Annotated in this window: 17 protein-coding genes; 13 read left to right on the plus strand and 4 right to left on the minus strand. The window is 54.8% G+C overall.

All coding sequences use genetic code 11. From position 1 onward, the window contains the following. The first annotated feature begins 58 nt into the window (after positions 1-58). Positions 59-262: a hypothetical protein gene (locus tag ACR0LN_RS14640; protein WP_170666102.1), complete on the plus strand. Its 204-nt coding sequence runs from the start codon at positions 59-61 to the stop codon at positions 260-262. Between the two features lie 353 nt (positions 263-615). Here ACR0LN_RS14640 and ACR0LN_RS14645 read toward each other — a convergent pair whose 3' ends face one another. Both ACR0LN_RS14645 and ACR0LN_RS14650 read right to left on the minus strand, forming a co-directional pair. After that, positions 616-1914, minus strand: a complete 1299-nt coding sequence (locus tag ACR0LN_RS14645; protein WP_480430621.1) for a nucleotide disphospho-sugar-binding domain-containing protein — start codon at positions 1912-1914, stop codon at positions 616-618. Positions 1915-1918: 4 nt separating this feature from the next. Then, complete coding sequence (locus ACR0LN_RS14650) at positions 1919-3037, minus strand: GntR family transcriptional regulator (protein ID WP_170666104.1); 1119 nt, start codon at positions 3035-3037, stop codon at positions 1919-1921. Here ACR0LN_RS14650 and ACR0LN_RS14655 point away from each other — a divergent pair. From ACR0LN_RS14655 to ACR0LN_RS14690, 8 genes are all read left to right on the plus strand, one after another. Then, complete coding sequence (locus tag ACR0LN_RS14655; RefSeq protein ID WP_170463246.1) at positions 3021-4091, plus strand: polyamine ABC transporter substrate-binding protein; 1071 nt, start codon at positions 3021-3023, stop codon at positions 4089-4091. The genes ACR0LN_RS14650 and ACR0LN_RS14655 overlap by 17 nt on opposite strands. A 78-nt stretch (positions 4092-4169) precedes the next feature. Beyond that, on the plus strand, positions 4170-5024 hold the full coding sequence (locus tag ACR0LN_RS14660) for an ABC transporter permease (RefSeq protein WP_170463247.1): 855 nt from the start codon (positions 4170-4172) through the stop codon (positions 5022-5024). Beyond that, a complete protein-coding gene (locus ACR0LN_RS14665; protein ID WP_480430625.1) occupies positions 5024-5806 on the plus strand; it encodes an ABC transporter permease in 783 nt (260 codons plus the stop codon). The genes ACR0LN_RS14660 and ACR0LN_RS14665 overlap by 1 nt, the downstream gene beginning before the upstream one ends. Next, positions 5803-6864 carry an ABC transporter ATP-binding protein gene (locus tag ACR0LN_RS14670; RefSeq protein WP_480430627.1) on the plus strand — a complete coding sequence of 354 codons (1062 nt, stop codon included), beginning with the start codon at positions 5803-5805 and terminating at the stop codon, positions 6862-6864. Before ACR0LN_RS14665 ends, ACR0LN_RS14670 begins: the two co-directional genes overlap by 4 nt. A 24-nt stretch (positions 6865-6888) precedes the next feature. Continuing rightward, the gene (locus ACR0LN_RS14675) at positions 6889-8175 is read left to right on the plus strand and encodes a glycosyltransferase (protein ID WP_170463250.1); all 1287 of its coding nucleotides are present in this window, start codon (positions 6889-6891) and stop codon (positions 8173-8175) included. Beyond that, complete coding sequence (locus ACR0LN_RS14680; protein WP_170463251.1) at positions 8172-8537, plus strand: cupin domain-containing protein; 366 nt, start codon at positions 8172-8174, stop codon at positions 8535-8537. The genes ACR0LN_RS14675 and ACR0LN_RS14680 overlap by 4 nt, the downstream gene beginning before the upstream one ends. Next, positions 8534-8878, plus strand: a complete 345-nt coding sequence (locus ACR0LN_RS14685; RefSeq protein WP_170463252.1) for a cupin domain-containing protein — start codon at positions 8534-8536, stop codon at positions 8876-8878. Before ACR0LN_RS14680 ends, ACR0LN_RS14685 begins: the two co-directional genes overlap by 4 nt. 34 nt (positions 8879-8912) lie before the next feature. Beyond that, a complete protein-coding gene (locus ACR0LN_RS14690) occupies positions 8913-10430 on the plus strand; it encodes an aldehyde dehydrogenase family protein (protein WP_170463253.1) in 1518 nt (505 codons plus the stop codon). Between the two features lie 963 nt (positions 10431-11393). Here ACR0LN_RS14690 and ACR0LN_RS14695 read toward each other — a convergent pair. Then, on the minus strand, positions 11394-11828 hold the full coding sequence (locus ACR0LN_RS14695; protein ID WP_131726293.1) for a helix-turn-helix domain-containing protein: 435 nt from the start codon (positions 11826-11828) through the stop codon (positions 11394-11396). A 353-nt stretch (positions 11829-12181) separates the two neighbouring features. Between ACR0LN_RS14695 and ACR0LN_RS14700 the strand changes: the two genes are divergently transcribed. Beyond that, positions 12182-13276: a tyrosine-type recombinase/integrase gene (locus tag ACR0LN_RS14700; protein WP_480430631.1), complete on the plus strand. Its 1095-nt coding sequence runs from the start codon at positions 12182-12184 to the stop codon at positions 13274-13276. A gap of 802 nt (positions 13277-14078) precedes the next feature. On the opposite strand, the gene ACR0LN_RS14705 is transcribed toward ACR0LN_RS14700, so the two are convergent. Next, positions 14079-14954, minus strand: coding sequence for a LysR family transcriptional regulator (locus tag ACR0LN_RS14705; protein WP_480430633.1), 876 nt, complete (start codon positions 14952-14954; stop codon positions 14079-14081). Positions 14955-15027: 73 nt separating this feature from the next. Here ACR0LN_RS14705 and ACR0LN_RS14710 point away from each other — a divergent pair, with 73 nt between their 5' ends. The 3 genes from ACR0LN_RS14710 to ACR0LN_RS14720 are packed head-to-tail and all read left to right on the plus strand — an operon-like array spanning position 15028 to position 19108. Next, on the plus strand, positions 15028-16227 hold the full coding sequence (locus ACR0LN_RS14710) for a zinc-binding dehydrogenase (RefSeq protein ID WP_480430635.1): 1200 nt from the start codon (positions 15028-15030) through the stop codon (positions 16225-16227). After that, the gene (locus ACR0LN_RS14715) at positions 16224-17576 is read left to right on the plus strand and encodes an MmgE/PrpD family protein (protein ID WP_480430638.1); all 1353 of its coding nucleotides are present in this window, start codon (positions 16224-16226) and stop codon (positions 17574-17576) included. The genes ACR0LN_RS14710 and ACR0LN_RS14715 overlap by 4 nt, the downstream gene beginning before the upstream one ends. Continuing rightward, the gene (locus tag ACR0LN_RS14720) at positions 17573-19108 is read left to right on the plus strand and encodes a trimethylamine methyltransferase family protein (RefSeq protein ID WP_480430641.1); all 1536 of its coding nucleotides are present in this window, start codon (positions 17573-17575) and stop codon (positions 19106-19108) included. Before ACR0LN_RS14715 ends, ACR0LN_RS14720 begins: the two co-directional genes overlap by 4 nt. Positions 19109-19164 lie beyond the last annotated feature (56 nt).

Here is a 19164-nt window from a genome sequence, read left to right on the forward strand (position 1 = left end):
CTATCTAACCGGATCAGCCGTTTTAAAAATGGCGTCAAGATTCGAAAGGCAAAATTTCATGGACGCACCAGTTATCCAGTTGATTTTTATGTTCATCTTGCTGGTTGTCGTGATCTGGCTTTATATCCTGCCGATCACGATGGCGGGACGGCGCAACCGATCTAGTTTTATCTGGTTCCTGATCGGTTTGGTTGGATCACCCCTTTTGGCTATCCTTTTGCTGCTGGCTCTGGGTGACGCACCCGAGCAACCAACAACCTAATTTTGCGGACGATACCGTCTGACACCCAAAAGGGCTTAACCGGAGGGTATCTAGACGCTCGTGAGCCATAAAGGACTGCTCAGCATGCAATGAGGGTGCCAATTGAGACCCTATACTTCCGAAAGTGAAGACTACTAGTCCTTCTCACTCTCCACAACCGTGTACTGTAAACCCAAGGATGGCCGATTTGTTTGGAGAACCATAGACCGCTTTGCCCGTATTGCTGCCGCTCGCGACATTTCAGCGAGCGTCTGTCTCGAGCCCAAACCGACACTTTAGGTTCAGTGATTTAGAGGTCATTGCGATGCACCCTTCCATCCTTCATGACAAAACGGATGACCGACGGGAATAACCTAGATTCGGTTAGGATTTACACAATCCAGAATTTTCTGAGCAGCTAACTGAACCGACTTTCTCAACTGCATGATCTCTGAGTTCGCAGCCAGCCGGGCCTTCATCTCCGCGTCCCCAAGGAGTTGGTTAATCGAATTATCCAACTGCTCCGGTGTCCAATCCCATCGATTTACCCTGAGTCCGACACTGGTCTCAACTGCCCGCTGGGCGTTATCGTGTCCGTCCCAGCAATAGGGAAGGATCAGCGACGGGACCCCGAAATAAAGCGCTTCGCAAAAGCTGTTGTTGCCGCCGTGGTGAATAAACAGATCGCATTGTTCAACCACGGAAGGCTGCGGGAACCATTCCTGCAGATGAACATTGTCTGGGACTCTGGAATAGGCGTCGATTTGGGCCCCGACATTGACCAGAAACCTCATGTCCATTGTCTTGAATACGTCGAACAGGCTCTCAAAGAATGGGACATCCATGGCACCCAGACTGCCAAAACTCACGTACACCAGAGGCCCGTCGTTACGGGGCATTTGAGGTACACGGTAAGGACCTTCCTGGCGAACGCAGCCTTCGAGAAAGGTGAATTGTCCAGAGTCCAGTACCTGATCACGATCATGGCGAATGATAGATGGCGCTAAAAGAAGGTTTTGATGCGGTGATGTTTCTAGGAACTCACCTTCAGGCAATAGCTCAAGCCCCTTATCCAGGCGAAATTTGTTGTAGCGAGCATGAATTGGGCCAAGGGTCTCCAGGTACTGGTCTCGGAATGCCGCGCACCCGGCGGCGTCAGATGCCGGCAGACCGGACAGGTACGGCGGTAGGCAGTTGTCTGGCAACTCGGTTTCCGCGCAAGAAATAACCCTGACCCATGGGCGCTCGGATCGTACGATGGCCGGGAACATGATGACGTTGTCGAGGACGACGACATCTGGGTTGGTCCGCTCTAGCGCCGTTTCCAACCCCTGTTCGACCGATTCCGCTGTCTCGACGATTGCGTTCCAAACGGGCTCTACATAGGTGATCAGTTGGTCAGTTGGATGCATGTTAAAATGCGGCAGATGATGGCTCAGGAATTCCTGCCAGTAGGTCTGGGTTTCCTCTTCTGTCAACTCTGATTGAACAGGGACGGCGAACTCGTCAAAACCGTAATCTGCGAATACGCCACCAAAGCCACCGTGGGTCAGGAAAACGGGGTGTGCACCCATTGCGCGAAGTTCCTGAGCGATCCCCACACAATTCAGTGCAGCCCCAAAACTAGCTTCGGGGAAAAACGCGATTACGGGTGCTTCCTTGCGGTTCATCATTCACTCACCGGATTGACCCGCAGGTTGCTTGGACTAGCGCCGGAGCACCACGATTGGCGACGCTGGGCCTTTGGTGCATTGAAAGCCGCAAGTGCACCCTCATCTGATCCGCCGCAAGATCGAAATGATCTTGTTCGATGAAATCAAGTATACGCAGATGTTCATCGAGCGCCTGCCTCATCCGAAAGTCGATCATACCGAATGATCCGCCCGGCAGGTGGCGCAACCCATGATGGGCCATGAGAGCAGAAGCTAGATACTGGTTTCCGGACGATCGAGCGATGAGCTTGTGAAAGGCAAGATCCGCGTCTTGAAAATCCTGGCTATTGAAAGAGTTTTCCGACTGCGCCAGAAGCGCTTCGGTCTGGCTGCGGACCAGATCGGCGCGCTTGGTGTCCAACTTGAAACCGTCGGACAGAATGGCCTGCGGTTCCAGTATCAGACGAAATTCGTAGCTCTCTATTCGTCCGGAGCGGTCTCCCGGCATGCGCGTGAAAACCCAGGATTGACCTTCGGCTTTCTGAATCACGCCTTGGGCCAGGAGGGCTTCGAGCGCACGCTGTGCAGCGCTGCGGGAAACCGAATATCTGCGGATCAGGTCTGTGACATTGATGGCACCGTCCAGGCGTCGGGCGCCGCGATCTCGTAGGATGGCACCAGCGAGATCCACACCTGCTCCGACCGCATGCTGGTTGAGTATCGAATGCCCCTTTTCGGGTTCGCATTCTAGGACAAACCCGCCTTCTGCCGCTTTGCGTGCCATCCCCTCCTTTTCCAGCAGCCTCAATGCGGATCTAACCGGAGTGCGAGAGACGCTGCACGAATCAGCAAGGGTTTTTTCCACCAGTCTGTCGCCCTGATGCAAATCGAGATCCATCGCAACATCCAGTATTTTTTGAGCAAGTTTCAAGTATTTGCTTGGTGGCATAAGAAGACGGCTTTCGTCATACCTAGTTAATATACAATAAAAACGGTATCTTAAATGGCTTCTCCGGGCCATACAAAAATGATTCAAAAAAATGTTGAGTTTTATTTCATCAAAAAATACCGTGATTGCATCATATATCTCGCCCCAGAAGCGAGCGCGGATGTCAAGGGAGGAAGACATGACCAACAAGTTCACCAATTCGTTCCGTTTGCCATTTGCTTGGCTCACCACCGGGGCGGCCTGCGCACTCAGCTTATTCGCCGGAGCGGCCCAAGCAGAAAAAATCGTGATCTCGAACTGGGACGGCTACATGCCGCCGGACCTGCTGGAGAATTTCACCAAGGAAACAGGTATCGAGGCCGAGCTCTCGGTGCATGGCACTAACGAAGAAATCATGGGCAAGGTCGTAGCCGGTGGAGGCAAGGGCTACGACGTTCTTTTCGTCTCGTCGCCTTTTGCCGAGGCGTTAAACAACCTGGGGCTGGTGGCTGCAATCGACCACGACAAGGTTCCGAATGCCTCTAACCTGTATGACGAAGCTAAAGAACTAGCCCATGATCCGGGCAACAACTATTCAATGCCATACGCTTGGGGCACGACGGGCTTATGCTACCGGTCTGACCTGATGGCAGAGCCAACTTCGTGGAACGATCTGCTCAAACCCTCTGAAGACCTTAAAGGCAAAGTGACAATGCTCTCGACGGATCGCTGGCTGATGGGGGCTGCTGCGCTAGCCCTCGGAAAGTCGCTTAACGATACGTCGGATGAGACGTTGGCGGCTGCAAAGGACCTGCTGGTTGCGGCGAAGCAGGATCTGCTGGCCTACGATGACGCAACTTTTTATCTGAAGTTGGTATCGGGCGAGGCAACGATGGTTCACGCCTGGGATGGCTGGTGCAACTACGGCATCGGTGAAAACGCGGACATCAAGTACACGATACCATCAGAAGGATCGGATCTGTGGGTAGATGCGCTAGTCATCGCGGATGCATCTGAAAACAAAGATGCGGCGCATGCCTTTGTGAACTATGTCTTGGGCGCGGACGTCGGTGTCTGGGTTGCCAGCAATATCCTTTACAAAACGCCGAACAAGGCTGCGATGGAGGCGCTGGACCCGTCCTTGATCGAAACCTTCCCGAACATGGGAATGTCGCCTGCAGACCTTACCAAGTACGAGCAGTTGCGCGATCTCGGCAATGGCCAGAAACCCTTTGCACGGACCGTGACCGAAATCATGGCCGCACAGTAAGTGATCAAACCCTGAGCAAAACCCGACCCGAACAAAGGGTCGGGCCTGTACGACATCACTCCACAGATTGCCAAGTATATGACCAATCGACTGAAATCGGTGATCTTGCTGGGGCCGGGCCTGGGCTGGCTTGCGCTTCTTATGGTGGTGCCGTGTGGCCTTATTTTTACCTATGCGTTCTTTGAACGCGGTATCTATGGCGGCATCGACCACGTCTTTACGTTTGAAAATTTTGTGCGGGCCGCCGATCCTCTTTACCTCGGGATCTTCTTACGCTCGGCCAAGATCGCGTTTCTGGCCACGATAATCGCGATCCTGATCGCCTATCCGGCGGCCTATGCCATCACGCTGGCGCCGCGCCGTTGGCAGACCGGTTTGCTGATCTTGGTGATCTTGCCGTTCTGGTCCAACTACCTAATCCGCACTTACGCCTGGATCGTGATGCTTAACCGCGAGGGCTTGATCAATAATACTCTCCAGGGGGCAGGCTTGATCGATGAGCCGCTGTCTCTGCTTTATAACAATTTCGCGGTGATCGTTGGGCTTGTCTACAACTACACCCCCTTTGTGGTTCTGGCGATCTATTCGTCGCTGAACCGCATAAATGTCGAAACCATAGAAGCCTCGGAAGATCTTGGAGCGCCCGCTTGGACCACTTTCTACCGGGTGATACTGCCACAGACCGTTCCCGGGATTGCGGCAGGTGGTGTCTTTGTTTTTGTATTGTCGATCGGCAATTTCATTACGCCCGATTTGCTTGGCGGCGGGCGACTTCAGATGGTTGGAAACCTGATCTATGACCAGTTCCTGAGCGCCCGCGACTGGCCGTTCGGAGCAACGCTGTCGATGTTCCTGATTGCGATTATGATGGGGCTTTTGTTCGCACAGGCGGTATTGGCCAATCGCGCAGCGGGACAGAGAGGGCAGGACTGATGCGGGACCGATCCAACATGGGCCTGAAGCTGCACCTGGTTTTGTTTTACACCTTTCTCTATGTGCCGATCCTTGTGCTCATGGCGTTAAGCTTTAACCGGGCCGGACTTCCAACTGTATGGACCGGGTTTTCGTTGGAATGGTACGGCAAGTTGTTTACCGCGGATCCAATACTGTCGGGGGCGCGCAACACGCTAATCGTGGCCTTAATCTCGACCGTTCTGGCGACAATAATCGGCACGCTTTTGGCGGTCGGTGTCGAGACACGGCGTAATTCTTCAGTTCTAGACGCGGTTCTGTTCGCACCGATGATCATCCCCGACATAGTTCTGGCCATCGCGCTCTTGTCCTTTTTCACCCTACTCAACATGACGTTGGGGCTTCATTCGATCATCCTCAGCCATGTCGTATTTAACATAGCCTTTGTTGTCGCCGTGGTGCGTACGCGGATGCGCAATTTCGACCATTCGATACTTGAGGCCAGTGCCGATCTTGGGGCCAGCGAATTCACCACCTTTCGCCGCATCCTGCTGCCCGCCATCGCGCCGGGGGTTATCGCCGGGGCGCTGTTGTCTTTCACCCTGTCTGTGGACGAATTCATTATTGCCTTCTTTACCGCCGGTGCTGGGCAATCCTCGACCACGTTGCCGATGCAGATTTACGCAATGATCCGATTTGGCGTCACGCCGGAAATCAATGCGATGGCTACCATCGTCATGTTCGTTTCATTCACGCTGGTCTTCTTCGCACAGCGTACCGACAAAGAGGTTTTCAGCCGATGAACCAAGGGGTTCAACTCAGGAATATAACCAAGCGATACGGTTTGGTGACCGCGATCGACAATGTTTCACTGGATATTCGCGATAACGAGTTCTTTGCACTTTTGGGCCCATCGGGCTGCGGCAAGACCACACTATTGCGGACGCTGGCGGGATTCGAAACGCCACAGGAAGGACAGGTAATCGTTGCCGGGCAGAACGTGACAAACATACGTCCCAGCAGGCGGCCCCTGAACCTGATGTTCCAATCCTATGCCTTGTTTCCGCACATGAGCGTCGAAAAAAACATCGCCTATGGGTTAGAAATGGAGAAATTGCCTAAGGACGAAATTGCCACGAGAGTGGCCGAGGTTCTGGAAAGTGCGAAACTTTCGGGATTTGCCGGGCGCAAGCCGGATCAGCTTTCTGGTGGGCAGCGACAGCGGGTTGCTTTGGCGCGCGCGCTGGTCAAAAGGCCAAAAGTCCTGTTGCTGGATGAGCCCCTTTCAGCTCTGGACAAGAAACTACGAGAAGAGATGCAGCTGGAGCTCAAACGGTTGCAACACGAGGTGGGGATTACATTTCTAATTGTGACCCATGACCAGGAAGAGGCCTTGGTCATGGCCGACCGGATCGCGGTCTTGCATGATGGTAAGCTGGCGCAGGTCGGTACTCCTCACGAGCTCTACGAACACCCCGGATCGCGCTTTGTTGCAGATTTTATAGGCGTGATGAACTTTCTGGATGGTAACGCCGTCGACGGCGGTGTCGATGTCCACGGGGCGGGAATGCTGAGGGGCGTTTCCGAGCTGCGCGGTGCTGCCACGATTGCTGTGCGCCCGGAACGGGTCAGCCTGATGCAGACCGCCCCTCGAGATGGGCGCAACTGCCTTCCAGGCACTGTCGAAGAAGTCGCCTATCACGGATCAGACCTGGGTGTGCATGTGCGCGTTCGCGGTGGGAGGAGCACCCTTTCCGCCCGCGTTCCCGCCAGCCAAGCCGACAGTGAAAATATCCAGCCGGGTCAGGATGTCCACTGCGTATGGGACGCGAAACATTCCCGCATCCTTCCTAACTGCTAAGCCAAATCTAACCGGAGACCTACAATGTCACAGAAAACCATCGCCTTCTTCCCCGAAGCTGCCTTTGGCCCTGCGCTGAATTCGGTTGGCATCGCGCAGGCCTGCGAGAAACTGGGCCATAAGGCTGTATTTCTAAGCGATCCCGGCTTTGTCGAGGTATATGAAGGTTATGGGTTTGAGGCGCATCCTGTTGCCCTGTCCGAGCCGATGGAACCCGAGGCGATGGCAAAGTTCTGGGAGGATTTCATCAACGGTCACATCCCAAATTTTCGCAAAGCCCCGATTGACCAAATCGATAACTACGTCAAGGATTGCTGGGAGGCGATCGTCGACAGCGCAAAATGGGCGCAAAAAGATCTGCCCGAGGTATTGGCAAAAATCAAACCAGATATGATCTGCGTGGATAATGTCATTATGTTCCCAGCCATCAAGCAGTTCGGCGTACCGTGGGTGCGGATCATCTCATGTTCCGAAAACGAAATCCCGGACCCGATTGTGCCGCCGCACTTATCGGGCTGTCGGGTGGATGACCGCGAGGGCATGGAGGCCTATGAGGCAAAGTTCCACGATGTGATCAAGCCGATCCACGACGACTACAATGCGTTCCTAGCCAGATGCAACGAAGACCCCTATCCGATTGGAGAGTTTTTCGAAGCGTCGCCCACAATGAACCTTCTGCTTTATCCCGAGCCGGCAAAGTACGAACGGCAGAACCCACTGGACCCAAACCGGTTTCAGTATCTTGAAGGTTGCGTGCGCGAAGAAGAACCCTTTGAGGTGCCAACGTTTAAGTCCAACAATGACAAACCACTTCTCTATGTATCTTTCGGGTCGCTTGGCGCAGGCGACACCGACCTGCTAAAGAGGATCATTTCGACCATTTCCAGGTTGCCCTACCGGGCGCTCGTAAATGTCGGGGATTACATTGACGAATACACAGACATTCCCGACAACGTGCACATACAGAGCTGGTATCCCCAGCCTTCGGTAATTCCGCAGGTTGACGCGGTGATACATCATGGCGGTAACAACTCGTTCACAGAGTGCCTATATTTCGGCAAAACAGCAATCATTATGCCCTATGTCTGGGACGGCCACGATAACGCCACCCGTGTTCAGGAAACCGGCCACGGGTTCGGGTTTCACCGATACGACTGGACCGATGATGAATTGGCTATTGCCCTCGACAAATGTATCAACGATCCAGGAATGCAGGCGAAGATGGCGGCAACCTCTGCTCACATGCAGTCACGGCATGGCCCGACCAAGGCAGCTGGCATTCTCGACGAAATCCTGAAAGCCGCGGAATGAGCAGCGCCCCGCATCTTTCGGAAATCTCGACCCGCACCGACCTCACGGACTGGGGGCTACAGCCGGACATGATTGAAGGCCAGTCGCATTCATCGGGTATGCTGGTTCACAAGGGTCCTGACAACCGGCCGGAGATCGGCGCATGGGTCTGCACTCCAGGCCGCTGGCGCCTAACGATACCGCGTGACGAGTTCTGCTATTTTGTGCAGGGCCGCGCGGTCTATCGGTCGGATGCAGGCGAAAGCATCGAAGTTACGCCCGGAACGGCCGTACTATTCCTCGCCGGTTGGGTAGGGGAATGCACGGTCGAGGAAACATTGCGCAACACCTACTACCTAACGGATCGCGAACCTGAAACATGACCACGCCACGTATGCAAAACCCGCTCCAGCAGACTGATCTTGTCGATTGGGGGGTAATCCCGACGATGATTGAAGGGCAATCCCGCACCTCGGGAAAGCTGATCCACAAGGGGCCTGACGGCCAGTCCGAATGCGGCCTTTGGGTCTGCACTCCCGGTAAGTGGGAATGTCACGTCACCAAGGACGAGTTCTGCCACTTTCTGGAAGGCCGCTGTACCTATATCCATGAAAGCGGCGAGGTAATTGAGATTACGCCCGATACGGCGGCCTTTTTTCCGCAGGACTGGAAAGGCGTTTGCACTGTCCACGAGACGGTCAAGAAAGTGTACATGATCCGCTAACGGCGCAATGCCTGTCAAACAAGGGGGCTGCCCAATGCGTGACCCGTTCAAATCTACCTACTACCTCAACCCCAAGCATGTGCCATTGGAGGGTGGTGGGACCACTCTGGTCAACCCGTCTACCTTGCAGCCCGTCGGGGTTTTTGGTGAGCCGTCGCCGCAGATCGTGAACCAGGTCCTGGACCGGGTCAATGCGGCGCAAAGGAGGTGGTCCGCGATGGACTGCAAATCTCGCGCGCGGGTATTGCACCAGATCGCCAACGACATCGAAAGCGGCGACATGACTGAGATCGCCCGCTTGATGACATTGGAAACGGGCAAACCTTACCCTGAATCGATCGGCGAGATTGCGAACATCCCGCCGGTTTTCCGCTACTATGCCGAGATGGCGCGCAATGACGCGGGCAAGATTGCCGGCACGATGCAAACTGGATCTTTTCAGTATCAGACATACGAGCCCTACGGCGTGTCCGTGCATGTGGTTCCGTACAATTTCCCCCTCATTCTTGGCTGCTGGTCGATGGCCGCATCACTTGCGGCAGGTAACGGTGTAGTGTTGAAAGCCTCACCTGCAGGAACTTTGTGCACGATGGCGTTCATGGAGTTTTTTCGGGCGTTGCCCCAAGACCTGATTGCTTGCCTGCCGGGTGGTGCAGACGTGGGCAAACAGCTGATTGCCAGCCCCAAAACCCATGTGGTCGCTTTTACAGGGTCCGTGCCGACAGGTCGTGCAGTCGCAGTGGCCGCAGCGGAGAACCTGAAACCCGCAGTGATCGAGGCTGGGGGAAGCGATCCACTGATCGTCAGTAAACACGCCGACATCGCGGTCGCTGCTGCCGGGGCGGTTACCGCTGCATTTTTGCAGTCGGGCCAGGTTTGCACATCGTCTGAACGGATTTTTGTAGTGGATGACGTGTACGACGATTTTGTCGATGAATTCGTGACCCGAACCCGGAAACTGCGCATCGGCGACGGAATGGGGGTGGCGGAAATCGGACCTTTGGCCTCCAAGGAGGCACGCGACAAGGTCGAGCGTCTGGTGCGCGATGCAACTGAGAAAGGCGCGGTGGTTGAGGTAGGAGGCGGTACCCCGGATCACGTCGGGCCGGGTTGGTTTTTCGAACCAACGATCCTGACCGGCGTGACGACGGACATGGCGCTAACTCAGGAAGAGGTTTTTGGGCCAGTCGCCTCGGTCATTCGGGTGAGCGACTTTGACCAAGCGCTTGAACTGGCAAACGCGTCACAATTCGGTCTTGGCGGATGCCTGTTTACCGGCGACTTGGACGAGGCATTTCAAGGGGTGAACAAGCTACAGGTGGGGATGGTCTGGGTCAACAACCCGCTCGTGGACAACGATGCCTTGCCTTTTGGCGGCGTCAAGAATTCTGGGCTTGGGCGTACGCTAGGCCTTCAAGGCCTCGAGGCTTTCAGACGACCCAAGATGGTCGTGATTGATCCGAAGGCGAAGGAGGCGGACTGGTGGTATCCATATCCCGACGACTGGTTCTATTCAGATGACGTACAGGGCGGGAGAAAGCACACCGGCTAGGGTGATGATCGGTGCGACCTGATCGACTCTACAACTGAAGATGAGCTAACGGCAGGATTGTCCGCAGCCTTGCCATCCGACACTGGAATTTGAACGTCCGGAATGTGCGGTTTTTGACCTACCGCATATGCGAAAGACCGACTCTCGCTAAACGGCAGGAACGGGCTCAACGAGCCTGTCGAGGCGCTGAATATTAGCCTGAAAAAATCTCTTATTTTCAATGATCCTATCAGGGCAAACACGCGCTGCAACCAAATGTTGAAGTACAAGTTCCAGGGAATGCAAATCCTAAGCCCGAGCGAAAGGCCGCAGCAGTCTGCAAATAAATCGATAGAACTAAAACTCATGCTTCCATCATACTTTTGAGGGAACCAGTCTATCCAGAAGCATCCGGACTTGAGTTCAAGATTAGATTTCTGTGTTCCAGATAGACTTGGAGAGAGGAGTTTTGCAGAAATTCAGAAGCATCATTGGTTGGGCGCGCAAGTCTTGCTTCTATAAACGCAAGAATACACACAACAACAAGCCCGGCTAGTATCCAAAGGTACGCGAAAAGCCCTAGTAGATCTGGGCTGGTAACTTGAACGGCTATCGGAGGGGTGAGAAGAAGAATTGTAAGCATCAAACCTTTTTTCAACTTCTTCTGCTTCTGCAAATAATCCGTAGATATTTCCTCAACCTCATGCTCCAGCCTACGCACCCATGACAAGTACTCGTCTTCTAGTTGGCCACGTAAAAAATGGCCGCAACGACAAAACTCTCTAGAAAGATACTCAATCCCTCCGCAGGCCTCACATTCCGTGGCATTCGGGCAACCTCTAGTCGGCCTAACTCCGTTGGAGCTTCCAGGTTGGTACGGTGCATCAAGTTGGGTCTCTTCTAGGATGCTATCTACCTTGCCCAACACGCCCACTTTGCGCGGCCTCAATTGCTCGGCTTTTCGCAAAACTTCGTTCTCTAACATCAAGCGACTAACCTTAAGATGGTGTCAATTCTGGCTATATCGGGCACTTGGTTAAGGCCCTCAATCGTTTCGGGGCTCAGAGCTTCTTTGAAAAGAAAATCTATAGCGTCCCATTTCTTTTCGGGTGCTACAACAAGGCCGCGATTAATTATTCTGTGCTCAACTGCGATTCCAAGTTTACGATAGGCATGCGCCATTTCCGAATGTCGGCGGCTTTTGCCTTCAGCAGTGTCCCCTTCGAGCATCCAGAGCGGATCGACATCGAATTCTTCATAAACCTTCAGAAGTAGGGTGGCGGTTAGGTCGCGTTGGCCACGTTCATAGTACTGATATGCACTTCGACTGATGCTAAGTCGTTGCGCCATTTCTTCTTGTGACAGACGCGCCTCGGTTCGGACAGCCGCAAGGCGCACCCCTAGGTCAGGAACAGTCATGATGTACCTTTTTGTGGTTGCATTGACCACGATTATGGTTATCTCTATTCAATGTAACCGCTGATAGAGGCATTTGGTTCGTTTTAGGTAGCATTATCGTAGTTTTGTTTCGATCTGAACGCAAAACGAAAATTTTGCCTCGATATGTGTGCAGTCATTGAGGAGTTGAAATTGCAAAAAATTCTCGAGACACCAAGGGAATTAGCTGAACGAGTGGGCATCCCCGTTTCCAACGTTCGCTATCTAATCCGCGAAGACATGCTGGATCATATTTATACAGCCCCAGGCCGACGAAACCCCAAGATTCCCAATGGTGCGTGGGAACGATACCTCGATCAATTTACGGTGAAAGCATGCCCCGCAAACCGACCCCGCCCCGCCTTGCACGCGACCGAAAACGCCTCGCCGATGGCAATTGGTACATCTACTGGACCGAAGGGGGACGCAGCCGTGAGCACTCGACTGGCACTGGGGATCGCGACCAGGCTGAACTCTACTTCGCAGAATGGAAGCTAAGGCGCTTCAGGCCGGATCGCGCGGTCGAGCCACACGAATTCTATGTGACTGACGCAGTTTCGCACTATCTGGCGAAGCGATTTGACGACGTTACTGACCCGGAGCGTTTGGCCAATGCAGCAAAGCCAATCATCAGGTTTTTTGATGGCTATGCCGTGGGCGATATCAACGATGTGCTCATTAAAGAATACTGCCAGAAACGCCGGAAGAGCCGTCGAGACAAGGGGCTGAAGGACGGCACCTTGCGAAGGGAGCTCAGTTTGCTCTCCACTGCTATCCGGCGTGCCGAGGAAGATCAGCTAATCACGCGCAAAATAGCGGTCCGACTACCTCCGAAACCCGAGGGTCGTATCCGATTCCTGACATGTGATGAAGCGCTAAGGCTAATCCGGGTATCGCGGAGCTTCGATACGCCTCTGGAGGATGGCGTGCCGACCGAGTCAAAGACTGAGCACCTGACTCTGTTTCTTAGGATCGGATTGCTGACCGGCCAGCGAAAGGAGGCGATCCTATCCTTGCGCTGGTCTGATATCGATTTTCATAGCAACATCATCTACTGGAACCCCGTTGGACGGCGCCGCACGAAAAAGGAACGCCCGAGTTCTAGGCTGCCTGCGCGTCTGAAGAAGCACCTGCTATGCCGACGAAGGCGGTTTCCGGTAGACGAATTCGTAGTCACCCATCGCGGCAAGTCACTGCAGAACGTCAAACGCGCATTTAGGACTGCCGTTGTGGCGGCAGGCTTGGAGACCGAGGGGGACCGAAAAGTCGTTCCACACACTCTGCGGCACACCTGTGCGACCTGGCTAATGCAAAAGGGGGCGCCCAAGTGGGACGCCTGCGGCTTCCTGGGTATGACCCACGAAACGCTTGAGAAGAACTATGGGCATCATCACCCTGATCACCAGAGAGGAGCGGCGGATGCAATCTGATATCCAGATCATTTCCGGATATAGATCGGTACAAACGTGAACAAAGGAACAGTGAAATGATAGTACATTACAATAATTACAATGGGTTAAAGTCAGGCCCGTTCCTTCGGGAGGCAGGGGTCGGAGGTTCGAATCCTCTCACTCCGACCAATAAAATCAATTACTTACATTGATTCTCAGCCCCTCAAAATATCGTTGTTTTTGTTACGCGTAACGGTTTGCCGTAACATTTCTACGATTCCTCCGCACGCCAAATCCACCTGAAAAAAAGATTAGCGTCGGTATGATCGATACTCTGCTAACGTTTTCTGGCGTGGGGCAATCGAAGAGCCGCAAAGCAACTGACCAATTTGCGACCGCCGCCTCGCGTCTGGCGAATGTTAAACGGATTTGCTTCAAAGTTCGAGTTATGTAAAACCACTACACAGGACGACCTGCCCAGCTCACGGAGAAACTGAGATAATCCGCAAACCAAGTTGTCTCGGCAGTGCTGGAAATTCAGATTCACGAACGCATTGCGAGCTTCATGGCAAAATAGCAGCGCGCTTTCAGGTCATCGCCGACTTGCGTATTGGGAACGAACTTGCTGGGTTGTGCCTGTTCAAATTGAGCTTATCGTTGGCCAGATCAATGATGCACCAAAATTCGACTAATTTCACATTGTTCATAACACGCCAGCTATTTGTTGCCTGCGGCCAAAAGCCGACTTTGAGCTAAGCATCCATATTCTTCACTCGTAGTCAGCATTTCAGACGCACTCCTGCACGTCGGAAGTTGACCGGTCGCAAACCTGTCGAAATCTCTAACCCTGACCAGAGACCCAATCGAGGAATTTGCCTGCTGACGCGCGATCCGCTGCGCGGGGCATCAAGCAGCCAAAATAGCCACGATGAGTTTTGATGCGCCTGTTGGTGATCGGCTCAAGCAACCCAAGATCGAATTGATCCTGGAGCAGTAACTCCCAGCCAAGGATCACGCCGTCGCCATTCAAGGCCGCCTGAAGGTACACCATGAAACTGGTAAATTTCTGCTCGGATACAGGAGCGGAGGGAATAAGCCCTGTCCCGTCAAAGAACGTGGTCCAGTCGTCGCTATGACGGCCCATTGTAAGATAGAGCAGCACGTGCTCTGAAAGCGCTTTAAGGTCATCTCCAATCGAAGCTGCCACGTCCGGTCGGGCTACCGCGACCATACTCTCTTCAAAAATCAAAGCCTTTCGCATACCAGGCAAGCGGTCGGGACTGTCGAAAGCGATAACGATATCGCTGTCCATTTCGTAGGCGTCGCTCTGATCACGTGAAATTAACTCTATCGAAATATCGGGATGCATGACCCGAAATTCAGGCAAGCGCTTCATCAGGTAGCAACTGGCAAAGCCGATGGTCGTGTTGACGGTCAAACGCGCTCGGGTCGGTTGCTGACGCACCTGCTCCATTGCACTACGGACTTGCGTAATACCACCCGAGATTGCCCGATAAAGCACATCGCCTTCCCGCGTGGGCGTCGCAAAAGGCCGTGTCCGATTCAAGAGTTTCACGCCCAGCTCAGCCTCCAAGTCGGCCACGCGGCGACTGACCGCCGGCTGCTGCACGTTCAGTTCCTGGGCCGCTCGGGTGAAATTGCGATACCGAGCTACGGCCTCGAACGCGGTTAGGCGTTTCCAGTTCAGTGCCGCCATAGCATTCCTCCAGGGAATAATAGGTATAAGCGTTTCAGACGTTCTAACAATAGGTAAGGCGAAATAGAATTGCTTGGAAAGCAATTGCATTCCGAAGGGTACACGCTATGTCGCCTCGCAAATCGGGCCGATCCAACGGATCGGACGGACCATTCCTGTCATGAAGGCGCGGGCCGCCGTTATGTACGGCACGAAAGAACCGCTTGTGGTGGAGGAACTGAACCTCGAAATGCCGCGTGTCGGAGAGGTATTGATCCGCATGTGCGCTGCTGGCATCTGTCATTCCGACTATCACGTGATTTCTGGTCAGGCGGAGCATGACCTGCCTGTCGTGCTGGGTCACGAGGGAGCAGGCGAAGTAATCGGATTGGGCGAAGGTGTCACCGATTTTGCTCTCGGGGATCATGTCGTACTGAGTTGGATCCCCCATTGTGGCAACTGTTTCTTCTGCGCCCATGAGCAGACTCATTTGTGTAAAACCTATGTGACCCCACTCTGGGACGGCACAATGCTCGATGGGACGTGCCGGTTGACCAACGCCAATGGCCCTGTACGGCACCTGTCCATGCTGGCCTGCTGGGCCGATCACGCTGTGGTCCCGCAGGAAAGTTGCATTAAGATAAGCAAGGTCGTGCCGTTTGAGGTCGCCGCGCTTTTGGGTTGCGCCGTGACAACTGGCGTTGGTGCAGTGCTGAACCGGGCTAAGGTGGCACCGGGATCAACCGTTGTGGTGATCGGTGCGGGTGGGGTCGGTCTTTCTATCATCATGGGGGCGAACCTGGCAGGCGCCGCTAGGATCATTGCCATTGACATTGCAAAGGGAACCGAGACGAAGGCCCGAGAGCTAGGTGCCACCGATTTTATTTTTGCGAGTGAGAATGTCGCGGCTCGAATCCATGAGATGACCGAACACGGTGCTGACCATGTGTTCGAAGCGGTTGGGCAACGCGCCCTACAAAGGGCGGCGATTGAGTACTGTCGTCCCGGCGGACAGGTGACTTTCGTCGGGCTGGACGGAAATGACGCCACGATAGACTTACCTACGACAGGTATTACCCGGTCGGAGATCACAGTCACTGGTTCCATTTTCGGATCGGCCTGCACCTCACGCGATTTTGTGACCTATGCCCGGCATTTCACCCAGGGACGACTGCCTATCGAGCAGTTGATCGGAAGACGCTACAAGCTTGGTCAGATCAACGTCGCCTTGAACGACATGCTCGCTGGAAAGCCTGGGCGCGGCGTGATCCTTTTTGATGAGCCGGTCCTTTGACCCAACAGGCGCTGATACGTCTTGCCCGCTTCGTAGCAGAGGACCCGATGGATGCCGATGACGCTACGCTGGCCGTCCTGCGCAACGGAGTGATCGACACGCTTGGTTGTATTCACGCAGGCGCACGCACCGATGTCGCGATAATGGCGCGAGACGGTGTGCGAGCGATGGGTTCGGATGGTCCTGCGCAGGTGATTGGTGCTGAGATGAAAAAATCGCGACCGCAGGCCGCATTCTTGAACGCTGTCGCGGGCCATGCGCTGGATTTTGACGATTGGGAAATCCCGGGCAACACGCACCCGACTGTGGTGCTCTTGCCGGCTATGCTAGCTGTGTCGGGGCCGCAGACACACGGTAGGGACATCGCGCACGCCTATCTCGCTGGATTTGAAGTGATCGCCCGACTGGGCGAAGCGATGAACTTTCAGCATTACGATGCGGGTTGGCACTCTACCGCGACACTTGGTGCTCCCGCCGCCGCAGCGGCCTGCTCTCGGGTTATGGGCTTGTCCGTAGAAGTAACGGCAAACGCCATGTCTTTTGCGATCAGCACGGCGAGTGGGTATACCTGCCAGTTCGGGTCACACGCCAAACCAATCCAGGCGGGCTTCGCTGCGCGGGCCGGGGTTGAGGCGGCCTGCCTCGCGCAAGCTGGACTGAATGGCCAAGCGCATGTCCTTGACCACCCACGAGGAATGCCTGCGTTGATGGACGGGTTTGATGCCAATCGATTTAACACGGCTATGGGCAAGTTGGGTCTGGAGCATGCCCTGGCAGAGCACGGTATTGTTTTCAAACCCTGGCCAAGCTGTGGATATACGCATCGGATAATGACCTGTGCGTTGCGCCTGCGTGACCGTTTACCTTTGCAAGATATCGAAAGAATCGACCTGCATCTTCCCGATTTCCACGCAGCCGTACTCCCTTTCGGGCAGCCGAACAATCGCGCCGAAGCCTTGTTTAGTTTACCCTTTGTGGCCGCGATGGGGATTCTACGCGGAGGACTCACCCTATCCGATTTAGCAGCCGAATATTGGAATGCACCCGAGGTGGCAGATCTAATCGGTAAGACCCGTGTGCATCCGTTCTCGCCCGCACGGCCAGAATTGAACTATTCAGAGGAAGATCCCGACCGGATGTCTGTCGCAAGACCTGACGGGGCAATCCTCGAAGAGACCTGCTCCTATCCCATTGGCGCACCAGAACACCCGATGGGCGATGACCAACTTTGGCAAAAGTTCCATGCAAATGTCGGGTCGGTCCCCGACGCCTGGGCCGTGAAACTTCGCAACTGGCCCGGACAGCCAGAGGCTCTCAGGCTCTTAACACAGCAGGATCCATATCGATGAGCTCAATACGATCAGGCCGCGCCGCACGGCGCGCGGAACGTCAAGGTGGCGCGGGCTCTGGCCCCAGCGCCGCAATCTGGCCCGGTGTTGAGGGCGGTCAATACCGGGTGATACCGCCGGAGGGCATCCTCGCCATTCACCAGACAGCACTGCGTATACTAGCCGAAATTGGGCTCGCCAATGCAAGTCCAAGCTGCAAAGAAACCGTCGTTGCGGCGGGCGGGTCTGTCTCTGAAGCTGGTAGGCTGCTCTTTCCGCCTTCGATGGTGGAACGCGTACTTCAAACGGCGGGCCGCGGATTCAAGCTCTATGGCCAGAGGCCAGAATACGACTTGGATCCAAGTGGCACGCGCATCCACTTGGGTACTTCCGGCGCAGCAGTGCATATCGTAGACAGCGAGACCGGAGCGGTACGCGATAGCACCTTGGCCGATCTCCACGACATGGCCCGATTGGCCCAGGCGCTCCCGAATATACATATGTTTCAGCGCACTGTGGTGGCCCGTGACATCAAAGATACCCACAAGATGGAGTTGAACACTGCTTATGCCTGCGCAGCGGGCACGGCCAAGCCTATCGGCACATCTTTTACCTCGCCGGAAACGATGCGGGACGCTGTCGAGATGTTCCACATGATCGCAGGCGGAGAAGAGGCCTGGCGCGCGCGCCCGTTTTGTTGTGTCTCGACCTGTTTCGTCGTTCCGCCCCTGACCTTCGCCGAAGAAGCGCTCGGCATTATCGAATGCGCGGCCGAAACTGGTACGCCCTTAAAACTCGTCTCGGCAGGTCAGGCCGGGGCTACCAGCCCGGCGCCGCTCGCCGGTGCGGTCGCACAACAAACGGCCGAAGTGTTGGCGGGGTTGGTCTATGTAAACCTTCTAAACCCGGGCCATCCAGCGCTGTTCGGTGCTCTGCCCTTTGTCAGCGACTTGCGCACCGGGGCGATGTCGGGTGGCAGCGCCGAACAAGGCGTGCTGATGGCGGCCTGTGCCCAGATGGCGCAGCACTACAACGTCCCCTGCGCCGTCAGCGCCGGTATGACAGACAGCAAAGTGCCCGACTTCCAAGCAGGCTACGAAAAGGGGATCACCGAACTGCTCAGCGCCTTGGCAGGCGCGAATCTGATCTATGAAGCGGCAGGCATGTACGGATCGCTTCTTGCGGCCAGCAAAGAGAGCTTTGTGCTGGACAACGACCTGATCGGGTCCGTCCTGCGCGCCACACGCGGCTTCCAAATCAGTGAGGACGCCCTGGCCTTCAACGTGATCCGCGAGGTTTGTCTGGCTGGACCCGGACATTTCCTTGGCAGCGGACAGACGCTGCGGCGAATGCAAAGCGACTATTACTATCCAGACCTCGCCGACCGCACCACGCCGCAAGCCTGGTCGGATGCCGGAGCCCCATCGACCCTCCAGGCGGCGCGCATACGAGCCAAAGACATACTTTCGAACGATGCTACCGCCGTTTTTGGAACCGAGACCACCGCCGCCATCTTCCAACGTTTCCCCGAGATTTCAGCACTATGGGCATAACCTACTTTCGGGGTGTCACAGTTATTTGCGAACGTTGAGAGGCACAGCAATATTGT

The sequence above is a fragment of the Ruegeria sp. AA6 genome, from assembly GCF_056542865.1.

Coding starts and splice junctions, on each gene's coding strand:
- ACR0LN_RS14640 (WP_170666102.1), top strand. CDS start 59: ATGGACGCACCAGTTATCCAGTTGATTTTTATGTTCATCTTGCTGGTT.
- ACR0LN_RS14720 (WP_480430641.1), top strand. CDS start 17,573: ATGAGCTCAATACGATCAGGCCGCGCCGCACGGCGCGCGGAACGTCAA.
- ACR0LN_RS14665 (WP_480430625.1), top strand. CDS start 5,024: ATGCGGGACCGATCCAACATGGGCCTGAAGCTGCACCTGGTTTTGTTT.
- ACR0LN_RS14660 (WP_170463247.1), top strand. CDS start 4,170: ATGACCAATCGACTGAAATCGGTGATCTTGCTGGGGCCGGGCCTGGGC.
- ACR0LN_RS14680 (WP_170463251.1), top strand. CDS start 8,172: ATGAGCAGCGCCCCGCATCTTTCGGAAATCTCGACCCGCACCGACCTC.
- ACR0LN_RS14655 (WP_170463246.1), top strand. CDS start 3,021: ATGACCAACAAGTTCACCAATTCGTTCCGTTTGCCATTTGCTTGGCTC.
- ACR0LN_RS14700 (WP_480430631.1), top strand. CDS start 12,182: ATGCCCCGCAAACCGACCCCGCCCCGCCTTGCACGCGACCGAAAACGC.
- ACR0LN_RS14670 (WP_480430627.1), top strand. CDS start 5,803: ATGAACCAAGGGGTTCAACTCAGGAATATAACCAAGCGATACGGTTTG.
- ACR0LN_RS14690 (WP_170463253.1), top strand. CDS start 8,913: ATGCGTGACCCGTTCAAATCTACCTACTACCTCAACCCCAAGCATGTG.
- ACR0LN_RS14675 (WP_170463250.1), top strand. CDS start 6,889: ATGTCACAGAAAACCATCGCCTTCTTCCCCGAAGCTGCCTTTGGCCCT.
- ACR0LN_RS14685 (WP_170463252.1), top strand. CDS start 8,534: ATGACCACGCCACGTATGCAAAACCCGCTCCAGCAGACTGATCTTGTC.
- ACR0LN_RS14645 (WP_480430621.1), bottom strand. CDS start 1,914: ATGATGAACCGCAAGGAAGCACCCGTAATCGCGTTTTTCCCCGAAGCT.
- ACR0LN_RS14695 (WP_131726293.1), bottom strand. CDS start 11,828: ATGACTGTTCCTGACCTAGGGGTGCGCCTTGCGGCTGTCCGAACCGAG.
- ACR0LN_RS14705 (WP_480430633.1), bottom strand. CDS start 14,954: ATGGCGGCACTGAACTGGAAACGCCTAACCGCGTTCGAGGCCGTAGCT.